A 16,146-nucleotide genomic window follows, 5' to 3' on the forward strand; every position below is an offset into this window, starting at 1 on the left:
GGGGGACCATAAGCAAGGTAGTCTTAAGATTTCGTAGAAAATCCGCTGTTCACCTTTGGAAAAATATCCTCGGGGGGAACGCGCAAGGCGCGTGGGGGGCAGACAGCCCCCCAGCCTCAGCCCGCCAGGCGCGCAACGGCCTTTTCTGCACGCGCCCGCAGATCACGCGGATCGGCGGTCAGCAGGTGGTGATCGCTGACCACCGCCCTGCCCCCGACATAGACCGCGCGGGGCCGGATCGGTGCGCAGAAGACCAGCGCCGCGACCGGATCCCACTGACCCGCCAGCGGCAGATCCGACACATCCCACAGCACCAGATCGGCCTGCATCCCTGGCTTCAGCGCACCGATGTCGCTGCGCCCCAAGACGCGGGCACCGCCCAGTGTCGCGATCTCCAGCGCCTCGCGCCCGCCCATGGCGGCGGGACCGTCACGCAACCGCGCGACCAGCATGGCCTGCCGCGCCTCCAGCCCCAGATGGCTGCAATCGTTGCTGGCCGAACCATCGACGCCAAGGCCCACCGGCACGCCCGCGTCGCGCATCGCGCGGACAGGGGCGATGCCGCTGGCCAGCCGCGCGTTGGAACAGGGGCAATGCGCGACCCCGGTGCCGGTGCGGGCGAACAGGTCGATCTCGGGCGCCGACAGCTTCACGCAATGCGCGTGCCACACATCGTCGCCGGTCCAGCCCAGGCTTTCGGCGTAATCGCCCGGCAGCATCCCGAAGTTGTCCAGCGAATAACGGATATCCTCGTCATTCTCGGCCAGGTGGGTGTGCAGCCGCACGCCCTTTTCCCGCGCCAGGACCGCCGCATCCCGCATCAACTCGCGGCTGACCGAGAAGGGCGAACAGGGGGCGAGCGCCACCTGCACCATCGCGCCCTCGCCCGCCTGGTGGAACGCGTCCACGACCCGCTCGCTGTCGCGCAGGATGGCTGCCTCGTCCTCGACCAGGGCGTCGGGCGGCAGGCCCCCCTTGCTTTCGCCGATGGACATGGCGCCGCGGGTGGCAGTGAAGCGGATGCCCACCTTCTGCGCGGCCTCGATGCTGTCGTCCAGGCGCGCGCCGTTCGGGAACAGATACAGGTGATCCGACGAACAGGTGCAGCCCGACAGCGCCAGTTCGGCTAGACCCACCTCGGCCGACAGGCGGATGTCGTCGGGCGTCATCCGCGACCAGATGGGATAGAGCGTGCGCAGCCAGCCGAACAGCGCCGCGTCCTGCGCGGCGGGCACCGCGCGGGTCAGGGTCTGGAACAGGTGGTGGTGGGTGTTGACCAGACCGGGCGTGACGACGCAGCCCCCAGCCTCGATGACCTCGGCGCCATCGCGCGGCAGGTTCTCACCCGCCGCGACGATCTTTCCGTTTTCGATCAGGACATCGCCCCCGGCGATTTCCCGGCGGCTGTCGTCCATCGTGACGACAACCTCGGCCCCCCGGATCAGCGTCCTAGTGGTCCGCGACATGGCCCGCCGCTCGCAGTTCTTCCTCGCTCACCTGGACCGCGCCGTTGTAGAACCAGTTGAGGATCACCGCGCTGATCGCCGCCAGCAGGATGCCGGAATGGATCAGCGGATGGATCGCATGGGGCATCCACTGGTTGAAGTTCGGCGCCACCAGCGGGATCATCCCCATGCCCACGGAAATCGCGACGATGAACAGGTTGTGCCGGTTCGTCGCGAAATCGACGCGCGCCAGAATGCGCACACCCGTGGCCGCGACCATGCCGAACATCACCAGCCCCGCACCGCCCAGGACGGTCGTGGGCAGGCTTTCGACAAGCGCGCCCATCTTCGGGATCAGCCCCAGCACGATCATGATCGCGCCGCCCGCCACGCAGACGAAGCGCGACCGGATGCCGGTCACGCCGACAAGACCCACGTTCTGGCTGAACGAAGTGTAAGGAAAGGTGTTGAAGATGCCCCCGATGGCCGTGCCCAACCCGTCGGCGCGCAGTCCTGCGGCCAGGGCCTTCTGTTCCAGCGGCTTCTTGCAAATGTCGGAAAGCGCCAGGAACATGCCCGTCGATTCGATCAGCGTGACCAGCATGACCAGGACCATGGTGGCGATCATGATCGGATCGAATGTCGGCATCCCGAAATGGAACGGCTTGATGACCGCGAACCATTCCGCCGACGCGACCTTGTCGAAGTTCATCATGCCCAGGATGGCCGCGACGATGCCGCCGACGATGATGCCGACCAGAACGGCGATGTTGGACAGAAAGCCCCGCGCGAATTTCGACACAATCAGGATCGTGCCCAGCACCAGCACCGCGATCAGAAGGTTCTGCCCAGACGCATAGAGCGGGTTCTGCACCGTCGGCGCCAGGGTCACGCTGGCGGGCACCTCGCCCGCCGCGCGGGCGGCCTCCAGCCAGGCGGCGGCTTCGGGATCGACGATCTTCGGCGCGGTCGGGCCGACCTGCAGCCCGAAGATCCAGTTGATGCCGATGGGCATCAGGCTGATGCCGATGGTCAGGATCAGCGTGCCCGTCACGACCGGTGGAAAGAAGCGCAGCATCTTGGATATGAAGGGCGCGATCAGGATGCCGATGATCCCCGCCGCGATGATGGCCCCGAACAGGGCGCGCGCCCCGTCATGGCCGGGGGTGGAGCTTGCGACCGCCACCATCGGTCCGACCGAGGCGAATGTCACGCCCATCATCACCGGCAGCTTGATGCCGAACCACTGGGTCGCGCCAAGGCTCTGGATGATGGACACGATGCCGCAGACGAACAGGTCGGCGGAAATCAGGAACGCCACCTCCTCGGGCGGCAGGGCCAGCGCGCGGCCCACGATCAGCGGGACCGCGATGGCGCCCGCATACATGACCAGCACATGCTGGAACCCAAGCGTCAGCAGCTTGGGCGCGGGCAGCACCTCATCCACCGGATGGGTGCTGCCCTGATAGGTTGCGTCAGACATTGCGGACCTCCCTTTCCACGTTTGTCTTGTTCTTGTCAGATTTCTACGTCGATGGCCTTTCCTTTTTGTTTGGCCAGTTCGACCACGGCGCCCGCGACTGCCAGATCCTGCAGCCCGACCCCGGTTCCGTCAAAGATCGTGACCTCGGCATCGCCGCGCCCCGGATGATTGCCGATGATGACTTGGCCGATCGCGGTGACATCGCCGTCGGAAATCAGCTTCTGCGCGCTTGCGTGCTGGAATTCACCGATGCTGAGCGACTGGGCGACCTCGTCCGTGAACAGCCGCGCGCGGGCGACAAGCGCCGGGTCCAGTTCCTGCTTGCCCTTGGTATCGGTGCCCATGGCTGCGATATGCGTGGGCCCTTGGACATGGCCGTCCATCAGCAGCGGCTCGAAGGCCGAGGTGATCGAGATGATGACATCCGCCTCGGCCCCCAGTTGCGGCAGTTCCACCGCCTCGAAGGGCAGGCCCAGTTCGGTCGCGGTGTCGGCCAGGCGGGTCAGCATCTCGGGGTGCGGGTTCCAGCCGATGACCTTCTCGAAATTGCCGAAGCGGACGGCGGCGCGCATCTGGAAGGCGGACTGGTGGCCCGCCCCGATCATGCCCAGAACCTTGGCGCCCTGGGGGGCCAGGTATTTGCTGGACACCGCACTTGCGGCCGCCGTGCGCAGGGCGGTCAGCAGGTTCCCCCCTACCGCCGCCGACACGCGCCCGGTATCGGGGTCGAACAGGAACACGGTGGACTGGTGGTTGATCAGCCCGTGCTTCTGGTTGTTCGGCCAATAGCCCCCGGCCTTGAGGCCAAGGGTCAGCCCCGCCCCGTCGAAGCCGCCCTTGAAGCCGTAAAGCGCGTCTTCATGCCCGATCGCCTCGCGCACGACGGGGAAGTTGTAGGCATCCCCCCGCGCCATGGCGGCGAAGACCGCCTCGACCGCGTCGAACGCGGCCTCGGGGGTCATCAGCCCGGCGATCTCACTCTCAGGAACGACCCACATCAATAGGCCTTCCCGCGCGCCGAAACCGGCCACAGGGTTTCCACCTTGCCGTTCCGCACGCCGACATACCAGTCGTGGACGTTGCAGGTCGGGTCGCAATGGCCCGGCACCAGCCGCAGCTTCTCGTTGACCTTGAGAACGCCGTTGTCGTCCTGGACCACGCCATGCTCGTCGCTGCACTTGATGTATTTCACGTCGTCGCGGCCATAGATGAAGGGCAGCCCGCTATCGACCGACTGCGCCTTGAGGCCCGCGTCCACCACCGCCAGATGCGGCTTGGCGTGCGACATGACGGAGGTCAGGATGAACAGCGCGTTCTCCCATTCGCCCTGGTCGATCCGCTTGCCGTCCTTGTCGTGGATGCGGCCATAGTCCGCGTCCATGAAGGCGTAGGAGCCGCACTGGAGTTCGTTGTAAACGCCCGAGTTGCTCTCGAAGTAATAGCTGCCGGTGCCGCCGCCCGAAACCAGTTCCGGCTCCAGCCCTTCGGCCTTCAGCGCCTCGACCGCATCCGTCACCTGGGCGATGGCCGCGTCCAGCTTGGCCTTGCGGTCCTCGAAGCTGTCCATGTGCTGCATCGCGCCCTGGTAAGCCTGGATGCCGGTGAATTTCAGCCCCGGTGCGGCGTCGATGGCCTTGGCGATCTCGACCACTTCCGGGGTCGTCTTCACGCCGCAGCGGCCCGCGCCGCAGTCGATCTCCACGAAGCATTCGATGGTCGTGCCATGCTTTTGCGCCGCCGCCGACAGGTCGGCCACGTTCGCCACGTCATCGACGCAGACGATGATCCGGCCGCCCGAGATCTTGGGCAGGCGGGCCAGCCGGTCGATCTTGGCCAGGTCGCGCACCTGGTTGGAAACCAGGATGTCCTTGATGCCGGCGCGGGCAAAGACCTCGGCCTCGGACACCTTCTGGCAGCAGACGCCGATGGCGCCGCCCAGGTCCATCTGCAGCTTCAGCACGTCCACGGACTTGTGCATCTTGCCATGCGCCCGGTGGCGCATCCCGTGCGCCTTGGCGTAATCGCCCATCTTCTTGATGTTCCGCTCCAGCGCGTCCAGATCGAGGATCAGGCAGGGCGTCTGGATGTCCGCCTCGTCCATGCCGGGCAGCGCGGGCACGTCGAAGCCGACTTCCAGGTTGTCGAAGTTCACGGGTGCGTTCATGGTTAAACCCTCGCTCAGATCCAAGGCAGCTTGTCGAGATCGACATTGCCGCCGGTGATGATGATGCCGACGCGCTTGCCGGTGAATGCGTCGCGGTTCTTCAGGATGGTCGCCAGCGGCACGGCGCTGCTGGGCTCCATCACGACGCGCAGGTGCTTCCAGATCAGCTTCATCGCGTCAATGATTTCCGCGTCCGAGGCGGTATAGATCTCGGACACGTGGTTGCTGACGAAATGCCAGGTCAGATCCTTCAACGGAACCAGCAGCCCGTCCGCGATGGTCTTGGGCGCGTCGTCGGCGATGATATGGCCCGCCTTGAAGCTGCGATAGGCGTCGTCGGCCTGTTCGGGTTCCGCCGCGATCACCCGCGTTTCCGGGGCCAGCGTCGCAAGCGTCAGGCAGGTGCCCGAGATCATGCCGCCGCCGCCGATGGGCGCGACCACCATGTCGAGGCCGTCGGTCTGCTCCATGAATTCCTTGGAACAGGTGCCCTGCCCGGCGATCACGCGCGGGTCGTTGTAGGGGTGGACGAAATCGCCTCCGGTCCGCGCCTGCACCTCGGCAAAGGTCGCCTCGCGCGAAGACGTGGACGGCTCGCATTCCGTGATGACCCCGCCATAGCGGCGCACGGTGTCCTTCTTGGCCTGGGGCGCGGTACGCGGCATGACCACGTTGCAGGGGATGCCCCGGCGCATGGCGGCATAGGACAGGCAGGACGCGTGGTTGCCGCTGGAATGGGTCGCCACGCCCTTGGCGGCTTGGCGCTCGTCCAGGCCGAAGACCGCGTTGGCGGCGCCGCGGACCTTGAAGGCCCCCGGCTCCTGGAAGTTCTCGCATTTGAAGAACAACTGCGCGCCGGTCAGGTCGTTCAGATAGTCCGAGGTGCGGACCGGCGTGCGGCGGATATAGGGCTGGATACGCTCATGCGCGGCCAGCATGTCCTCGTAGGTCGGGATATACATGGCGTCCTTCATCACGCGGCCTTTTGCATGGCAGGCACGCTTTGCCGGTAATGGTCCTGCGCGGCGGCGACGCCCGCGCCCAGCTTCACCGGCAGGCCCAGGTCGGCCATGACCATCTCCGCCGTGGCGATGCCAGACAGGGCCATCACGTCGGTCAGGCTGCCCAGGTGGCCGATGCGGAAGACCTTGCCCGCGACATCGCCAAGCCCGGTGCCGAAGGCCACGCCATAGGCGTTCAGCGCGTGGCTGACGATTTTGTTGGCGTCAAAGCCTTCCGGCGTGCGGATCGCGCTGACACTGTCGGAATAAAGCTCGGGCCGCTTGGCGCAAAGCTGCATCCCCCAGGCCGCGACCGCGCGGCGCACGCCCTCGGCGATGCGGTGGTGGCGGGCAAAGACATTCTCCAGCCCCTCGTCCAGCAGCATGTCGCAGGCCATGTTCAGCCCGTTCAGCAGCCCGACCGGGGGCGTGTAGGGATAGCCGTTGTTGGCATAGCCCTTGGCCATGTCGCGGATGTCGAAGAAGGTGCGCGGCAGCCTGGCGTTTTCCACCGCCGCCATGGCCTTGGGCGAGAAGCCCACGATGGCCAGGCCGGGGGGCAGCATGAAGCCCTTCTGGCTGCCGGTCACGGCCACATCGACGCCCCATTCGTCCATGCGGAAATCATAGCACCCGATGGACGACACACCGTCCACGAACAGCAGCGCCGGATGGCCCGCGTTGTCCAGCGCGCGGCGGACGGCGGCGATGTCGCTGCGCACGCCGGTGGCGGTCTCGTTATGCGTGGCCAGGACGACCTTAATCTGATGGCCCTTGTCGGCGGTCAGGATCTCCTCGAAGCGGTCGGCCGGGATGCCTTCGCCCCATTCCTGGGTGACGACCTGCACGTCAAGGCCGTGACGCTGGCACATGTCGATCCAGCGGTGGCTGAACATGCCGTTGCGCGTCGCCAGAACCTTGTCGCCGGGCGACAGCGTGTTGGTGATCGCGGTTTCCCACCCGCCGGTCCCGGTCGAGGGGAAGACGAAGACCTGCCCCTGAGTGGTCTTCAGCACCTTCTTCACCCCTTCCAGGGCCGGATGCAGGATCCGTCCGAAGACCGGGCTGCGGTGGTCGATCGTGGGCATGTCCACGGCCTTGCGCAGCACCTCGGGGATATTGGTCGGGCCGGGAATGAACACGGGATTCTGGCTGGTCATGGCTCTTCCTCCTCTGATAGGCCCCATGATAGCCGTTCTGACCCGAGGTCACAATTTTTCTGGAAAACATTTCCATTTTGACGATAAAAGCGGAATCAGCAAGCTTGAACATGGACTTGTCATTTTTCAGGCCGTGCGTTCGATTATAGCGGTTTCTGAAACTTATTCTTTAGAAAAGGGCGAAAATGTCTGAACCCATCCGTCGCCGGGGCCGCCCCCGCAGCACGAAAGAATCGGGCGGCACCGTGCAGGTGCTGGACCGCGCGCTGGACATGCTGGACCTGCTGGCCGCACATCCGGGCCTGACGCTGTCCGAGGTGGCCGAGCGGATGGAACAGTCGCCCTCGACCGTCCACCGCCTGCTGCATTCGCTGGCCGCGCGCGGCATGGTGGAAAGCGATCCGGCCACGCAGGCCTGGAACATCGGCTCCGCGACCTTCCGGCTGGGATCGGCCTTCATGCGCCGGTCCGGCATCGTGGAACGCGCGCGCCCGATCCTGCAGAACCTGATGAAGCATACGGGAGAGACCGCGAACCTGGGCATCCTGAACGGCGACGCGGTGCTGTTCGTCAGCCAGGCCGAGACGCACGAGACGATCCGCGCCTTCTTCCCGCCCGGCACCCGCTCGCCGCTGCACGCATCCGGCATCGGCAAGGCGCTGCTGGCCTTTGGCCGGGATGAGGTGTTGCGCAGCTATCTGGACGGCACTACCCTGACGCGGTTCACAGACAAGACCCTGACCACGCCTGACGCGCTGACGGAAGACATGGCCCGCATCCGGTCCCGCGGCTTTTCCTTCGACGACGAGGAGCGGACACGGGGAATGCGCTGCATAGCCGCCCCGGTCTTCGACCTGACGGGCGAGGCCATCGCCGGCGTCAGCGTCAGCGGCCCCACGCATCGCATCGGGCACGAGCATGTCAAGACGCTGGGCGCCGTCGTGGCGGCAGCGGCCGCCGAGCTGAGCCAGGCCATGGGCGGATGAAGCCTGCAAGTGCCGCTGGAAATCCATGCGCTGATGCAGGAAGCGCAGGATTTCCACGGTCGCGGCAGGATCGCGCCGGAAGAAGATGACATGGCGGTTGCAGGTCATCGACAAAAGGCCGGCCCTCAATTCGCCGCAATCCCGCCCGAGGGCCGGCGTTTGCGGCAAGACATGAAAGGCCTGGTCAAGCTGCGTCAGGTATCTTTCGGCCTGACCGGCACCCTAGTTGTCCTTCGTGTAAAGACCAATGTCGTCAAAGTCCGCCTCGGCCTGATGGGAAAGCCGGAAGCGCCCGGTCATCCTTCGGCACGCAGCTTCGCCAGCGATTTTTCCAGCGAATAATCCGCGAACTCCCCTCGTTCGGCCTGCTGCCAGCCGATGTCGATTGCCTCGCGCAGGCGCTGCAACCTGGCCTCGTCGCTTTCCTTGGTGGCGATCTTCAGGCGCAGCGCCTCCCGGATCACCTCGGAGGCGTTGTTGTAAAGGCCCGAGGCGACCTTCTGGCGGACATAGTCTTCCAGCTTTTCGGTCAGGGAAACATGCATGGGAAAGGCTCCGCGATCTCTCGCGAAGCCTACGATCTTTGTCAAAGTCTGTAAATCAGTGCCCGCCGAAGAAGGCGAACTTGATGACGAACAGCGCGGCCACGATCCAGGTCGCGGCATGGACCTGGGATGCCCTGCCGGTCAGCAGCTTGATCACGGCATAGCTGATGAAGCCGAAGGCCAGGCCGTTGGCGATGGAATAGGTGAAGGGCATCGCCAGGGCGGTCAGCACGGCGGGGGCGGCCTCGGTCACGTCCTCCCACGCGATCTCGGCCAGTTCGCGCACCATCAGGGTCGCCACATAGAGCAGCGCGGGCGCGGTGGCATAGGCGGGGACCGATCCGGCCAGCGGCGCGAAGAACATCGCCAGCAGGAACAGCACGGCCACGACAAGGGCGGTCAGCCCCGTGCGCCCGCCCGCCTGCACGCCCGAGGCGCTTTCGACATAGGCCGTCGTGGACGAGGTGCCCAGCATCGACCCCACCGTGATCGCCGTCGAATCCGCCATCAGCGCGCGCGACAGGCCGGGATTGGTATGGGCCGGGCCTTCCTTCAGCAGGCCCGCGCGCTTGGCCACGCCGATCAGCGTGCCGGTGGCGTCGAAGACCTCGACCAGGACCATGACCAGGATGACGTGGAAGATGCCGTAGTGCAGCGCCCCCATGACATCCAGTTGCAGCAGCGTCGGCGCGATGGACGGCGGCATCGACATGATGCCCCCGAACTGGCTGACGCCCAGCAGGATGGCGGCGACCGTGACGATCAGGATGCCGATCAGGATCGCGCCCGTCACGCGCAGCGCGTCAAGCGCCACGATGATGAAGAAGCCCAGGATCGTCAGCAGCGTGCCGGCGTTGGTCAGGTCGCCAAGCGCGACAAGCGTCGCCTCGTTGCCGACGACGATGCCCGACGATTTCAGCGCGATGATGCCCAGGAACATGCCGATCCCCGCCGCCACGCCGCTGCGCATCGACAAGGGGATCCCGGCCACCAGCCAGCGGCGGATGCCCGTGGCCGACAGGATCAGGAAGATGATGCCGCTGATAAAGACCGCACCCAGCGCCTGCTGCCAGGTAAATCCCATGGCGCCCACGACCGTGAAGGCGAAGAATGCGTTCAGCCCCATGCCGGGCGCCATGCCGATGGGCCAGTTCGCCCACAGCCCCATCACCGCCGACCCGATGGCGGCGGCCAGGCAGGTGGCGATGAAGACGGCGTTGCTGTCCATCCCCGTGGTGGACAGAATGGCCGGGTTGACGAAGATGATATAGGCCATGGTCAGGAAGGTGGTGATGCCGGCGATTACCTCGGTCCTGACCGTGCTGCCATGCTGCGACAGCTTGAAGTAGCGTTCCATGTGTCCCTCCATGCGGCTCCTCCGACCGCGATGGACGCAGCTTATGGGGGGCCGTGATTGAGCCAACAATCAGCCGCAGCCCGCAAGTCTTTCAACAGCTATTTGAAACAGCGGCGATCTTTTCTGATTCGTTGATACTGAATTGTGCCGCCGCCCGCTTGCCGCGCGGGCTCTTACGCGGTTTGCTGTGGCCACGCTGCCACAGAAAGGATGCCCGATGCGCTATAGCCGCGACTTGCGAGGATATGGAGAAACCACGCCCGACCCGCAATGGCCCGGCGGCGCCCGGATCGCGGTGCAGATCGTTGTCAACTACGAGGAAGGCGGCGAGAACAGCATCGAGCATGGCGACGCGGCCTCCGAGGCCTTCCTGTCCGAGATCATCGGCTGCCAGCCCTGGCCCGGCATGCGCCACTGGAACATGGAATCGATCTATGACTATGGCGCGCGGGCGGGGTTCTGGCGGCTGCACCGGATGCTGCGCGACATCCCCGTGACCGTCTATGGCGTGGCGACCGCGCTGGAGCGCAGCCCCGAACAGGTCGCGGCCATGAAGGCGGCTGGCTGGGAAATCGCGACCCATGGCCTGAAATGGATCGACTATCGCGACACCCCGCGAGAGGTCGAAGCCGAGCATATCGCCCGCGCCATCGACCTGCACACCCGCATCACCGGGGAACGCCCGCGCGGCTTCTACCAGGGTCGCACGTCCATGAACACGGTGGCGCTTGGCTGCGAGGAAGGCGGCTTCGAATACCTGGCCGACACGATTGCCGACGACCTGCCCTATTGGCATGTCCACAACGGCAAGCCGCAGCTGATGGTGCCTTATACGATGGATGCCAACGACATGCGCTTTTCATCGGGCCAGGGATTCGGCACGGGGGTGGAGTTCTTCGACTATCTCCGCGACAGCTTCGATGTGCTTTATGCCGAAGGCGCGGCGGGCGCGCCCAAGATGATGTCGATCGGGTTGCACTGCCGCCTGGCCGGGCGTCCGGGGCGCGCGATGGCGATCCAGCGATTCCTGGACCACGCGCGCAGCCATGAGGGCGTCTGGTTCGCCACGCGCCTGGACATCGCCCGCCATTGGGCCAAGGTGCATCCCTTCCAGCCCCGCCAGCGTCCGTCCGAGATGTCGCGCGAGGAGTTCGTCCAGAAGTTCGGCGGCATCTACGAACATTCGCCCTTCATCGCCGAACGGGTCTGGGACGGGGAAATGGGTGCGGTCCATGACAGCGCGGCGGGCCTTGCCTCGCGCATGGCGCAGGTCTTCCGCAACGCCTCCGACGAAGAACGGCTGGGCGTGCTGATCGCCCACCCCGATCTGGCGGGCAAGCTGGCGCAGGCGAAACGGCTGACGGCGGACAGCACCGCCGAACAGGCCAGCGCGGGCCTCGACAGCCTGACGGACGAGGAACGCGAAACCTTCACGCGCCTCAACGAAGCCTATGTCGCCAAGCATGGCTTCCCCTTCATCATCGCCGTGCGCGACCACGACAAGCCCGGCATCATGCGCGCCATGCAGGCCCGCATCGACAACGACACCCCGACCGAGCGCGCCGAGGCCGAACGCCAGGTGATGCGCATCGGCGAGCTTCGCCTGAAAGAGGCCCTGAAATGACCGATCTGTCCCCCGACCTTCCCCCCGCCGGCGCGCCCACGGGCGACGTGGCCCCGGTGCCGCGTCCCCAGCCGCAGCCCACGCCCTATGCCGGTCCGGTGGCGGGCCTGCCGCCGCAGACCGGCCTGACCACCGACACGGCGGTCTTCACCGAGGCCTATGCGGTGATCCCCCGCACCGTGATGCGCGACATCGTGACCTCCTACCTGCCCGGCTGGACCGGGATGCGCATGTGGATGATCGCCCGGCCCCTCTCGGGTTTTGCCGAGACCTTCAGCCAGTACATCGTGGAACTGGCCGAGGGCGGCGGATCGGACAGCCCCGACGACGATCCCGAAATCCAGCACGCCCTGTTCGTCACCGGCGGGTCCATGTCCGTCACCATCGACGGCACCGAACACCTGCTGACCCCCGGCGGCTTCGCCTATGTCCCGCCGGGCTGCGCCTGGTCGGTCAGGAACACCACGCCGGGCAACACCGGCTTTCACTGGTGGCGCAAGCGGTGGCAGCCGGTCGAGGGGGTCAGCCGCCCCGATCCGATCGTCGCGCAGGAACAGGACATCGCGCCGTCCATGATGCCCGACACCGACGGGGCCTGGGGCACGACCCGCTTCATGGACCCGGCCGACCTGCGCCACGACATGCACATCACCGTGGTCACGTTCAAACCCGGCGGATCCATCCCCTTTGCCGAAACCCATGTGATGGAACACGGCCTGTTCGTTCTGGAAGGCAAGGCGGTCTATCGCCTGAACCGCGACTGGGTCGAGGTGGGCCCCGGCGACTACATGTGGCTGCGCGCCTTCTGCCCGCAGGCCTGCTATGCGGGCGGGCCGGGGCCGTTCCGGTATCTGCTCTACAAGGACGTGAACCGACACGCGCCCTTGTGGCCGAACAGGTAGGCGAAAGGCCGGGCGCGATGCCCGGCCTTTTCCGTTACAGGTCGTAGATCCGGCCGAACTTCTGCTCCAGGTAAGCCAGCAGCGGCTCGGGCGAGACATCCGCACCCGTCGCCTCCTCGATCAGCGCGCGCGGGCGCATCAAGCCGCCATGGCGCTGCACGTTCTCGCGCAGCCATTCGACGGCGGGCGCGGCATCGCCTGCGGCAAGCGCGACGTCCAGATCGGGCACCGCGTCCCGCATTGCCGCGTTCAGGCAGCCTGCATAGACATTGCCCAGGGCATAGGTCGGGAAGTATCCGAACAGGCCCACCGCCCAATGCACGTCCTGCAGGACGCCATTCGCCGGACGGTCCACCGCCACACCGAAATCGCGCAGAAAGCGTGCGTTCCAGGCCTCGGGCAGGTCGTCGGTGGAGAGCCGCCCCGAGATCAGGTCGCGCTCCAGATCGAAGCGCATCATGATGTGCAGGTTGTATTGAACCTCGTCCGCCTCGGTGCGGATGAAGCCCGGCGTGACGCGGTTCACGGTGGCGTGGAAGGCGTCGGCGTCGGTGATGTTCAGCCCGTCGAAGGCGTCGGACATGCGGTTGAACAGCCAGCCCGTGAAGGCGCGGCCACGGCCCAACTGGTTTTCGTAAATCCGGCTCTGGCTTTCGTGGACGCCCATCGACACGCCCCGGCCCAGCGGCGTGAAGGCATAGTCGTCGTCGATGCCCAGTTCGTAACTGGAATGGCCGACCTCGTGGATGGTCGAATAAAGGCAGTTGAAGGGATCGGTTTCCACCACCCGCGTGGTGATGCGGCTGTCCTGCCAGCGGCCGCTGCTGAAGGGGTGGACCGCGATGTCCATCCGCCCCCGCGACCAGTCATAGCCGAAGGCCGTCGCGCAGATGCGGGCCAGCCGGATCTGGGTTTCCTGCGGGAAATGGCCGGTCAGCGGCTGCGGCTGGTTGTCGGAACCCAGCACCTCCTCTCGCAGCGCCACCAGGCGCGGGCGCATGGTGTCGAACAGCGCAGCGATCTGCGCCCCCGTCATGCCCTGTTCGTAATCGTCCAGCAGCGCGTCATAGGGATCGCCGCCATCGGCGATTGCGGCGGCCTCGTCCTGTTTCAGAACCAGAACCTGGTCCAGCGTGGGCAGGAAATCCTCGGGCGCGTCGTTGGCGCGCGCTGCGGCCCAGATGCCCTGGGACAGCGATGTCACGCGCGCCAGTTCCTGCGCCAGTTGCGCGGGGACGCGGCTTGCGCGGTTGAAATCGCGCGCGATCAGTTCCAGCGACCGGGCCTCGGCATCGGACTGCGGTTCAGCAACCTCCAGCCATTCGCCGATGCGGGGGTCGGTGCGGCGCTCGTGCAGCACGGCCTCCATCGCGGCCATCTCCTCGGCCCGCTGCTCGACCGCGCCGCGCGGCATGACGGTTTCCTGGTCCCAGCCGAGGCGTTCGGCGACCGAGGACAGCGCCTCGGTCTGGCGCTGAAAGGCAAGCAGGTCGTTGATGGCCGTCATCGGATGGTCCCCCTGACCGAGGTTTCATGCGGAAAGCGTGCATGATGCCGCGCCCGGATGATAAGTGCAAACAGCGCGACCGCGCCGACCTGATGCGCCAGCGCCAGCCCCAGGGGCGAGGCGTGGACAACGTTCATGATCCCCAGGCCCACCTGCACCGCCACCGCCACGATCATCACCGTGAAGGCGCCGCGCGTCACCGGATGGGGCGAACGGCGGGCGCGCAGCCAGACCACCACGGCAAAGATCGCCAGCAGATAGCCGGTCATGCGGTGGACGAACTGCACCAGGGCCGGGTTCTCGAACAGGTTGCGCCAGCCAAGCGCCGGATCCCAGATCGCCTCGGGGATCCATTCGCCGCCCATGGTCGGCCAGCCGGTATAGGTGCGGCCCGCGTCGATGCCCGCGACAAGCGCGCCGATCAGGATCTGCACGAAGGCCAGGTGCATCAGGCCGGTGGACATGGAAAACAGCTTTGCCTCGCCGGCGCGGCGGGCACGCAGCAGGTCGGCCTCGCTGCGCCCCAGCAGCAGGACATACCAGGCGATCAGGCCCATGATGACAAAGGCAAGCCCCAGATGCGTCGCCAGCCGATACGAGGCGACGCGGGTCATCCCTTCGACCAGGCCGGAACTGACCATCCACCAGCCAATGGCGCCCTGCAGCCCGCCAAGCGCGCCAAGCCCCAGCAGGCGTGGGGTCCAGCCGGTCGGGATGCGCCGGGTCGCCAGGAAGAAGACAAAGCCCACCGCCCAGACAAGGCCGATCAGCCGGCCCAGCAGGCGATGCGCCCATTCCCACAGATAAATCTGCTTGAAGCCCGCCAGATCCATGTCCGGGTTGACCTCGACATATTGGGGGATCTGCTTGTAAGCATCAAATTCCGCTTGCCAATCCGCTTCGTTCAGCGGCGGGATCGTGCCCGTGACCGGCGCCCATTCGGTGATGGACAGGCCCGATCCGGTCAGCCGGGTCGCCCCGCCAAGCGCGATCATCGCCAGCACCAGCACGAACAGAACCACCAGCCAGGCGCGGATCGCCCGGCGCGCGCCGCGCGGTGCCGCATCGATCATGCCGGTCGTGGCGACGGGGCGGCTGGTGGCGGTGGGGTCCGAGACTTCCTCGAAAACGGGGCGCTTGGCCATCGCTTGCTCCTTCAGGCGGACAGTAGGGGTGGGTCAGCGCCGGGTCAACTGCCGCAGCATCCCGTGCAGGATCCGCACGTCGCCACGCGTCAGCGCCAGCCGCGACCACATGTTGCGCAGGTTCAGCCGCATGGAGGCGGCCTTGGTTTCGGGAAAGAAGAAGCCCGCCTCGGCCAGCCTTTCCTCGAAGTGGTCGCCCAGCTTCTCGATCTCCAGGCGGTCGGCCAGGGCTATGGTTTCGGGGCGGGCATGGTGGGGGGATGGCTCGGCGGGCAGGATGTCGCGCCCGTATTCGTAACCCATCAGCAGCACGGCCTGCGCCAGGTTCAGCGACGGGAAGTCCGGGTTGACCGGCACGGTCACGATGGCATTGGCGCGGGCCACGTCGTCGTTTTCCAGCCCCGTGCGTTCCGGCCCGAAGATGATCGCGCAACGGCCCTGGTGGTTGCGCGCCATCTCCATCGCGGTGGCGGGGGTATGCACGGGCTTCGACAGTTCCCGCCCCCGCGCGGTCGTGGCGAAGGCGAAGTCGATGCCCTCCATCGCCTCGGCCAGCGTCGGATAGATGCGGGCGCGGTCCAGCACTTGCCCCGCCGCGCCCGAGGCCATGGCGACGGCGCGCGGGTTGGGCCAGCCGTCGCGGGGATCGACCAGCCGCATCTCGGTCAGGCCGAAGTTCAGCATGGCGCGGGCTGCGGCGCCGATGTTTTCGCCCATCTGCGGGCGGACCAGGATGATGACGGGAAGGCGGGTGCTTTGCATGGGGGGGCAGATAGTCCGTCTGGCGGCGGGCGGCAAGCTGCGCTATGGGCAGCCGAAAGGAGTTC

The 16,146-nt window shown here is 66.3% G+C and carries 16 protein-coding genes; 5 read left to right on the plus strand and 11 right to left on the minus strand.

The window, feature by feature from the left end; genetic code table 11:
• Positions 1 to 116: 116 nt before the first annotated feature.
• Genes AAIL68_RS08465 through bhcA form a run of 6 tightly spaced genes read right to left on the minus strand, consistent with a single transcriptional unit; the run spans position 117 to position 7,253 of the window.
• Positions 117 to 1,466, minus strand: a complete 1,350-nt coding sequence (locus AAIL68_RS08465; RefSeq protein WP_347139332.1) for an 8-oxoguanine deaminase — start codon at positions 1,464 to 1,466, stop codon at positions 117 to 119.
• Positions 1,450 to 2,928 (minus strand): nucleobase:cation symporter-2 family protein, encoded by a 1,479-nt coding sequence (locus AAIL68_RS08470; protein ID WP_347139334.1) that lies wholly within the window; start codon positions 2,926 to 2,928, stop codon positions 1,450 to 1,452. The genes AAIL68_RS08465 and AAIL68_RS08470 overlap by 17 nt, the downstream gene beginning before the upstream one ends.
• Positions 2,929 to 2,963: 35 nt before the next feature.
• Positions 2,964 to 3,926: an iminosuccinate reductase BhcD gene (bhcD, locus tag AAIL68_RS08475; protein ID WP_347139335.1), complete on the minus strand. Its 963-nt coding sequence runs from the start codon at positions 3,924 to 3,926 to the stop codon at positions 2,964 to 2,966.
• Positions 3,926 to 5,092: a 3-hydroxy-D-aspartate aldolase BhcC gene (gene bhcC, locus AAIL68_RS08480; RefSeq protein ID WP_347139337.1), complete on the minus strand. Its 1,167-nt coding sequence runs from the start codon at positions 5,090 to 5,092 to the stop codon at positions 3,926 to 3,928. The genes bhcD and bhcC overlap by 1 nt, the downstream gene beginning before the upstream one ends.
• Positions 5,093 to 5,106: 14 nt before the next feature.
• Positions 5,107 to 6,066: a beta-hydroxyaspartate dehydratase BhcB gene (gene bhcB, locus AAIL68_RS08485; RefSeq protein WP_347139338.1), complete on the minus strand. Its 960-nt coding sequence runs from the start codon at positions 6,064 to 6,066 to the stop codon at positions 5,107 to 5,109.
• Complete coding sequence (bhcA, locus tag AAIL68_RS08490) at positions 6,066 to 7,253, minus strand: L-aspartate--glyoxylate aminotransferase BhcA (protein ID WP_347139339.1); 1,188 nt, start codon at positions 7,251 to 7,253, stop codon at positions 6,066 to 6,068. Before bhcA ends, bhcB begins: the two co-directional genes overlap by 1 nt.
• Between bhcA and AAIL68_RS08495 the strand changes: the two genes are divergently transcribed.
• From AAIL68_RS08495 to AAIL68_RS08505, 3 genes are read left to right on the plus strand one after another with little or no spacing between them, the layout of a single operon-like run.
• Positions 7,228 to 7,446: a hypothetical protein gene (locus AAIL68_RS08495; RefSeq protein WP_347139341.1), complete on the plus strand. Its 219-nt coding sequence runs from the start codon at positions 7,228 to 7,230 to the stop codon at positions 7,444 to 7,446. The two genes, bhcA and AAIL68_RS08495, sit on opposite strands and share 26 nt — an antisense overlap.
• A complete protein-coding gene (bhcR, locus tag AAIL68_RS08500; RefSeq protein WP_347139342.1) occupies positions 7,439 to 8,239 on the plus strand; it encodes an HTH-type transcriptional regulator BhcR in 801 nt (266 codons plus the stop codon). Before AAIL68_RS08495 ends, bhcR begins: the two co-directional genes overlap by 8 nt.
• Before the next feature lie 9 nt (positions 8,240 to 8,248).
• Positions 8,249 to 8,581 (plus strand): hypothetical protein, encoded by a 333-nt coding sequence (locus AAIL68_RS08505; RefSeq protein ID WP_347139344.1) that lies wholly within the window; start codon positions 8,249 to 8,251, stop codon positions 8,579 to 8,581.
• On the opposite strand, the gene AAIL68_RS08510 is transcribed toward AAIL68_RS08505, so the two are convergent.
• Both AAIL68_RS08510 and AAIL68_RS08515 read right to left on the minus strand, forming a co-directional pair.
• Positions 8,536 to 8,784 carry a type II toxin-antitoxin system ParD family antitoxin gene (locus AAIL68_RS08510; protein WP_347139345.1) on the minus strand — a complete coding sequence of 83 codons (249 nt, stop codon included), beginning with the start codon at positions 8,782 to 8,784 and terminating at the stop codon, positions 8,536 to 8,538. The genes AAIL68_RS08505 and AAIL68_RS08510 overlap by 46 nt on opposite strands.
• 55 nt (positions 8,785 to 8,839) lie before the next feature.
• Positions 8,840 to 10,141 carry an NCS2 family permease gene (locus tag AAIL68_RS08515; protein WP_347139347.1) on the minus strand — a complete coding sequence of 434 codons (1,302 nt, stop codon included), beginning with the start codon at positions 10,139 to 10,141 and terminating at the stop codon, positions 8,840 to 8,842.
• A 217-nt stretch (positions 10,142 to 10,358) separates the two neighbouring features.
• Here AAIL68_RS08515 and puuE point away from each other — a divergent pair, with 217 nt between their 5' ends.
• On the plus strand, positions 10,359 to 11,765 hold the full coding sequence (gene puuE / locus AAIL68_RS08520) for an allantoinase PuuE (RefSeq protein ID WP_347139349.1): 1,407 nt from the start codon (positions 10,359 to 10,361) through the stop codon (positions 11,763 to 11,765).
• Positions 11,762 to 12,667 (plus strand): bifunctional allantoicase/(S)-ureidoglycine aminohydrolase, encoded by a 906-nt coding sequence (locus AAIL68_RS08525; RefSeq protein ID WP_347139351.1) that lies wholly within the window; start codon positions 11,762 to 11,764, stop codon positions 12,665 to 12,667. Before puuE ends, AAIL68_RS08525 begins: the two co-directional genes overlap by 4 nt.
• Positions 12,668 to 12,701: 34 nt before the next feature.
• Here AAIL68_RS08525 and AAIL68_RS08530 read toward each other — a convergent pair whose 3' ends face one another.
• Genes AAIL68_RS08530 through AAIL68_RS08540 form a run of 3 tightly spaced genes read right to left on the minus strand, consistent with a single transcriptional unit; the run spans position 12,702 to position 16,081 of the window.
• Positions 12,702 to 14,174, minus strand: a complete 1,473-nt coding sequence (locus AAIL68_RS08530) for a carboxypeptidase M32 (protein WP_347139353.1) — start codon at positions 14,172 to 14,174, stop codon at positions 12,702 to 12,704.
• Positions 14,171 to 15,319, minus strand: coding sequence for a heme A synthase (gene ctaA / locus AAIL68_RS08535; RefSeq protein ID WP_347139354.1), 1,149 nt, complete (start codon positions 15,317 to 15,319; stop codon positions 14,171 to 14,173). Before ctaA ends, AAIL68_RS08530 begins: the two co-directional genes overlap by 4 nt.
• Positions 15,320 to 15,352: 33 nt before the next feature.
• On the minus strand, positions 15,353 to 16,081 hold the full coding sequence (locus AAIL68_RS08540; RefSeq protein ID WP_347139355.1) for an RNA methyltransferase: 729 nt from the start codon (positions 16,079 to 16,081) through the stop codon (positions 15,353 to 15,355).
• Positions 16,082 to 16,146: the final 65 nt, after the last annotated feature.

Source organism: Paracoccus sp. SSK6, from assembly GCF_039770665.1.
GTDB lineage: Bacteria > Pseudomonadota > Alphaproteobacteria > Rhodobacterales > Rhodobacteraceae > Paracoccus.

Coding starts and splice junctions, on each gene's coding strand:
- AAIL68_RS08465 (WP_347139332.1), bottom strand. CDS start 1,466: ATGTCGCGGACCACTAGGACGCTGATCCGGGGGGCCGAGGTTGTCGTC.
- AAIL68_RS08470 (WP_347139334.1), bottom strand. CDS start 2,928: ATGTCTGACGCAACCTATCAGGGCAGCACCCATCCGGTGGATGAGGTG.
- bhcD (WP_347139335.1), bottom strand. CDS start 3,926: ATGTGGGTCGTTCCTGAGAGTGAGATCGCCGGGCTGATGACCCCCGAG.
- bhcC (WP_347139337.1), bottom strand. CDS start 5,092: ATGAACGCACCCGTGAACTTCGACAACCTGGAAGTCGGCTTCGACGTG.
- bhcB (WP_347139338.1), bottom strand. CDS start 6,066: ATGAAGGACGCCATGTATATCCCGACCTACGAGGACATGCTGGCCGCG.
- AAIL68_RS08495 (WP_347139341.1), top strand. CDS start 7,228: ATGAACACGGGATTCTGGCTGGTCATGGCTCTTCCTCCTCTGATAGGC.
- bhcA (WP_347139339.1), bottom strand. CDS start 7,253: ATGACCAGCCAGAATCCCGTGTTCATTCCCGGCCCGACCAATATCCCC.
- bhcR (WP_347139342.1), top strand. CDS start 7,439: ATGTCTGAACCCATCCGTCGCCGGGGCCGCCCCCGCAGCACGAAAGAA.
- AAIL68_RS08510 (WP_347139345.1), bottom strand. CDS start 8,784: ATGCATGTTTCCCTGACCGAAAAGCTGGAAGACTATGTCCGCCAGAAG.
- AAIL68_RS08515 (WP_347139347.1), bottom strand. CDS start 10,141: ATGGAACGCTACTTCAAGCTGTCGCAGCATGGCAGCACGGTCAGGACC.
- puuE (WP_347139349.1), top strand. CDS start 10,359: ATGCGCTATAGCCGCGACTTGCGAGGATATGGAGAAACCACGCCCGAC.
- AAIL68_RS08525 (WP_347139351.1), top strand. CDS start 11,762: ATGACCGATCTGTCCCCCGACCTTCCCCCCGCCGGCGCGCCCACGGGC.
- AAIL68_RS08530 (WP_347139353.1), bottom strand. CDS start 14,174: ATGACGGCCATCAACGACCTGCTTGCCTTTCAGCGCCAGACCGAGGCG.
- ctaA (WP_347139354.1), bottom strand. CDS start 15,319: ATGGCCAAGCGCCCCGTTTTCGAGGAAGTCTCGGACCCCACCGCCACC.
- AAIL68_RS08540 (WP_347139355.1), bottom strand. CDS start 16,081: ATGCAAAGCACCCGCCTTCCCGTCATCATCCTGGTCCGCCCGCAGATG.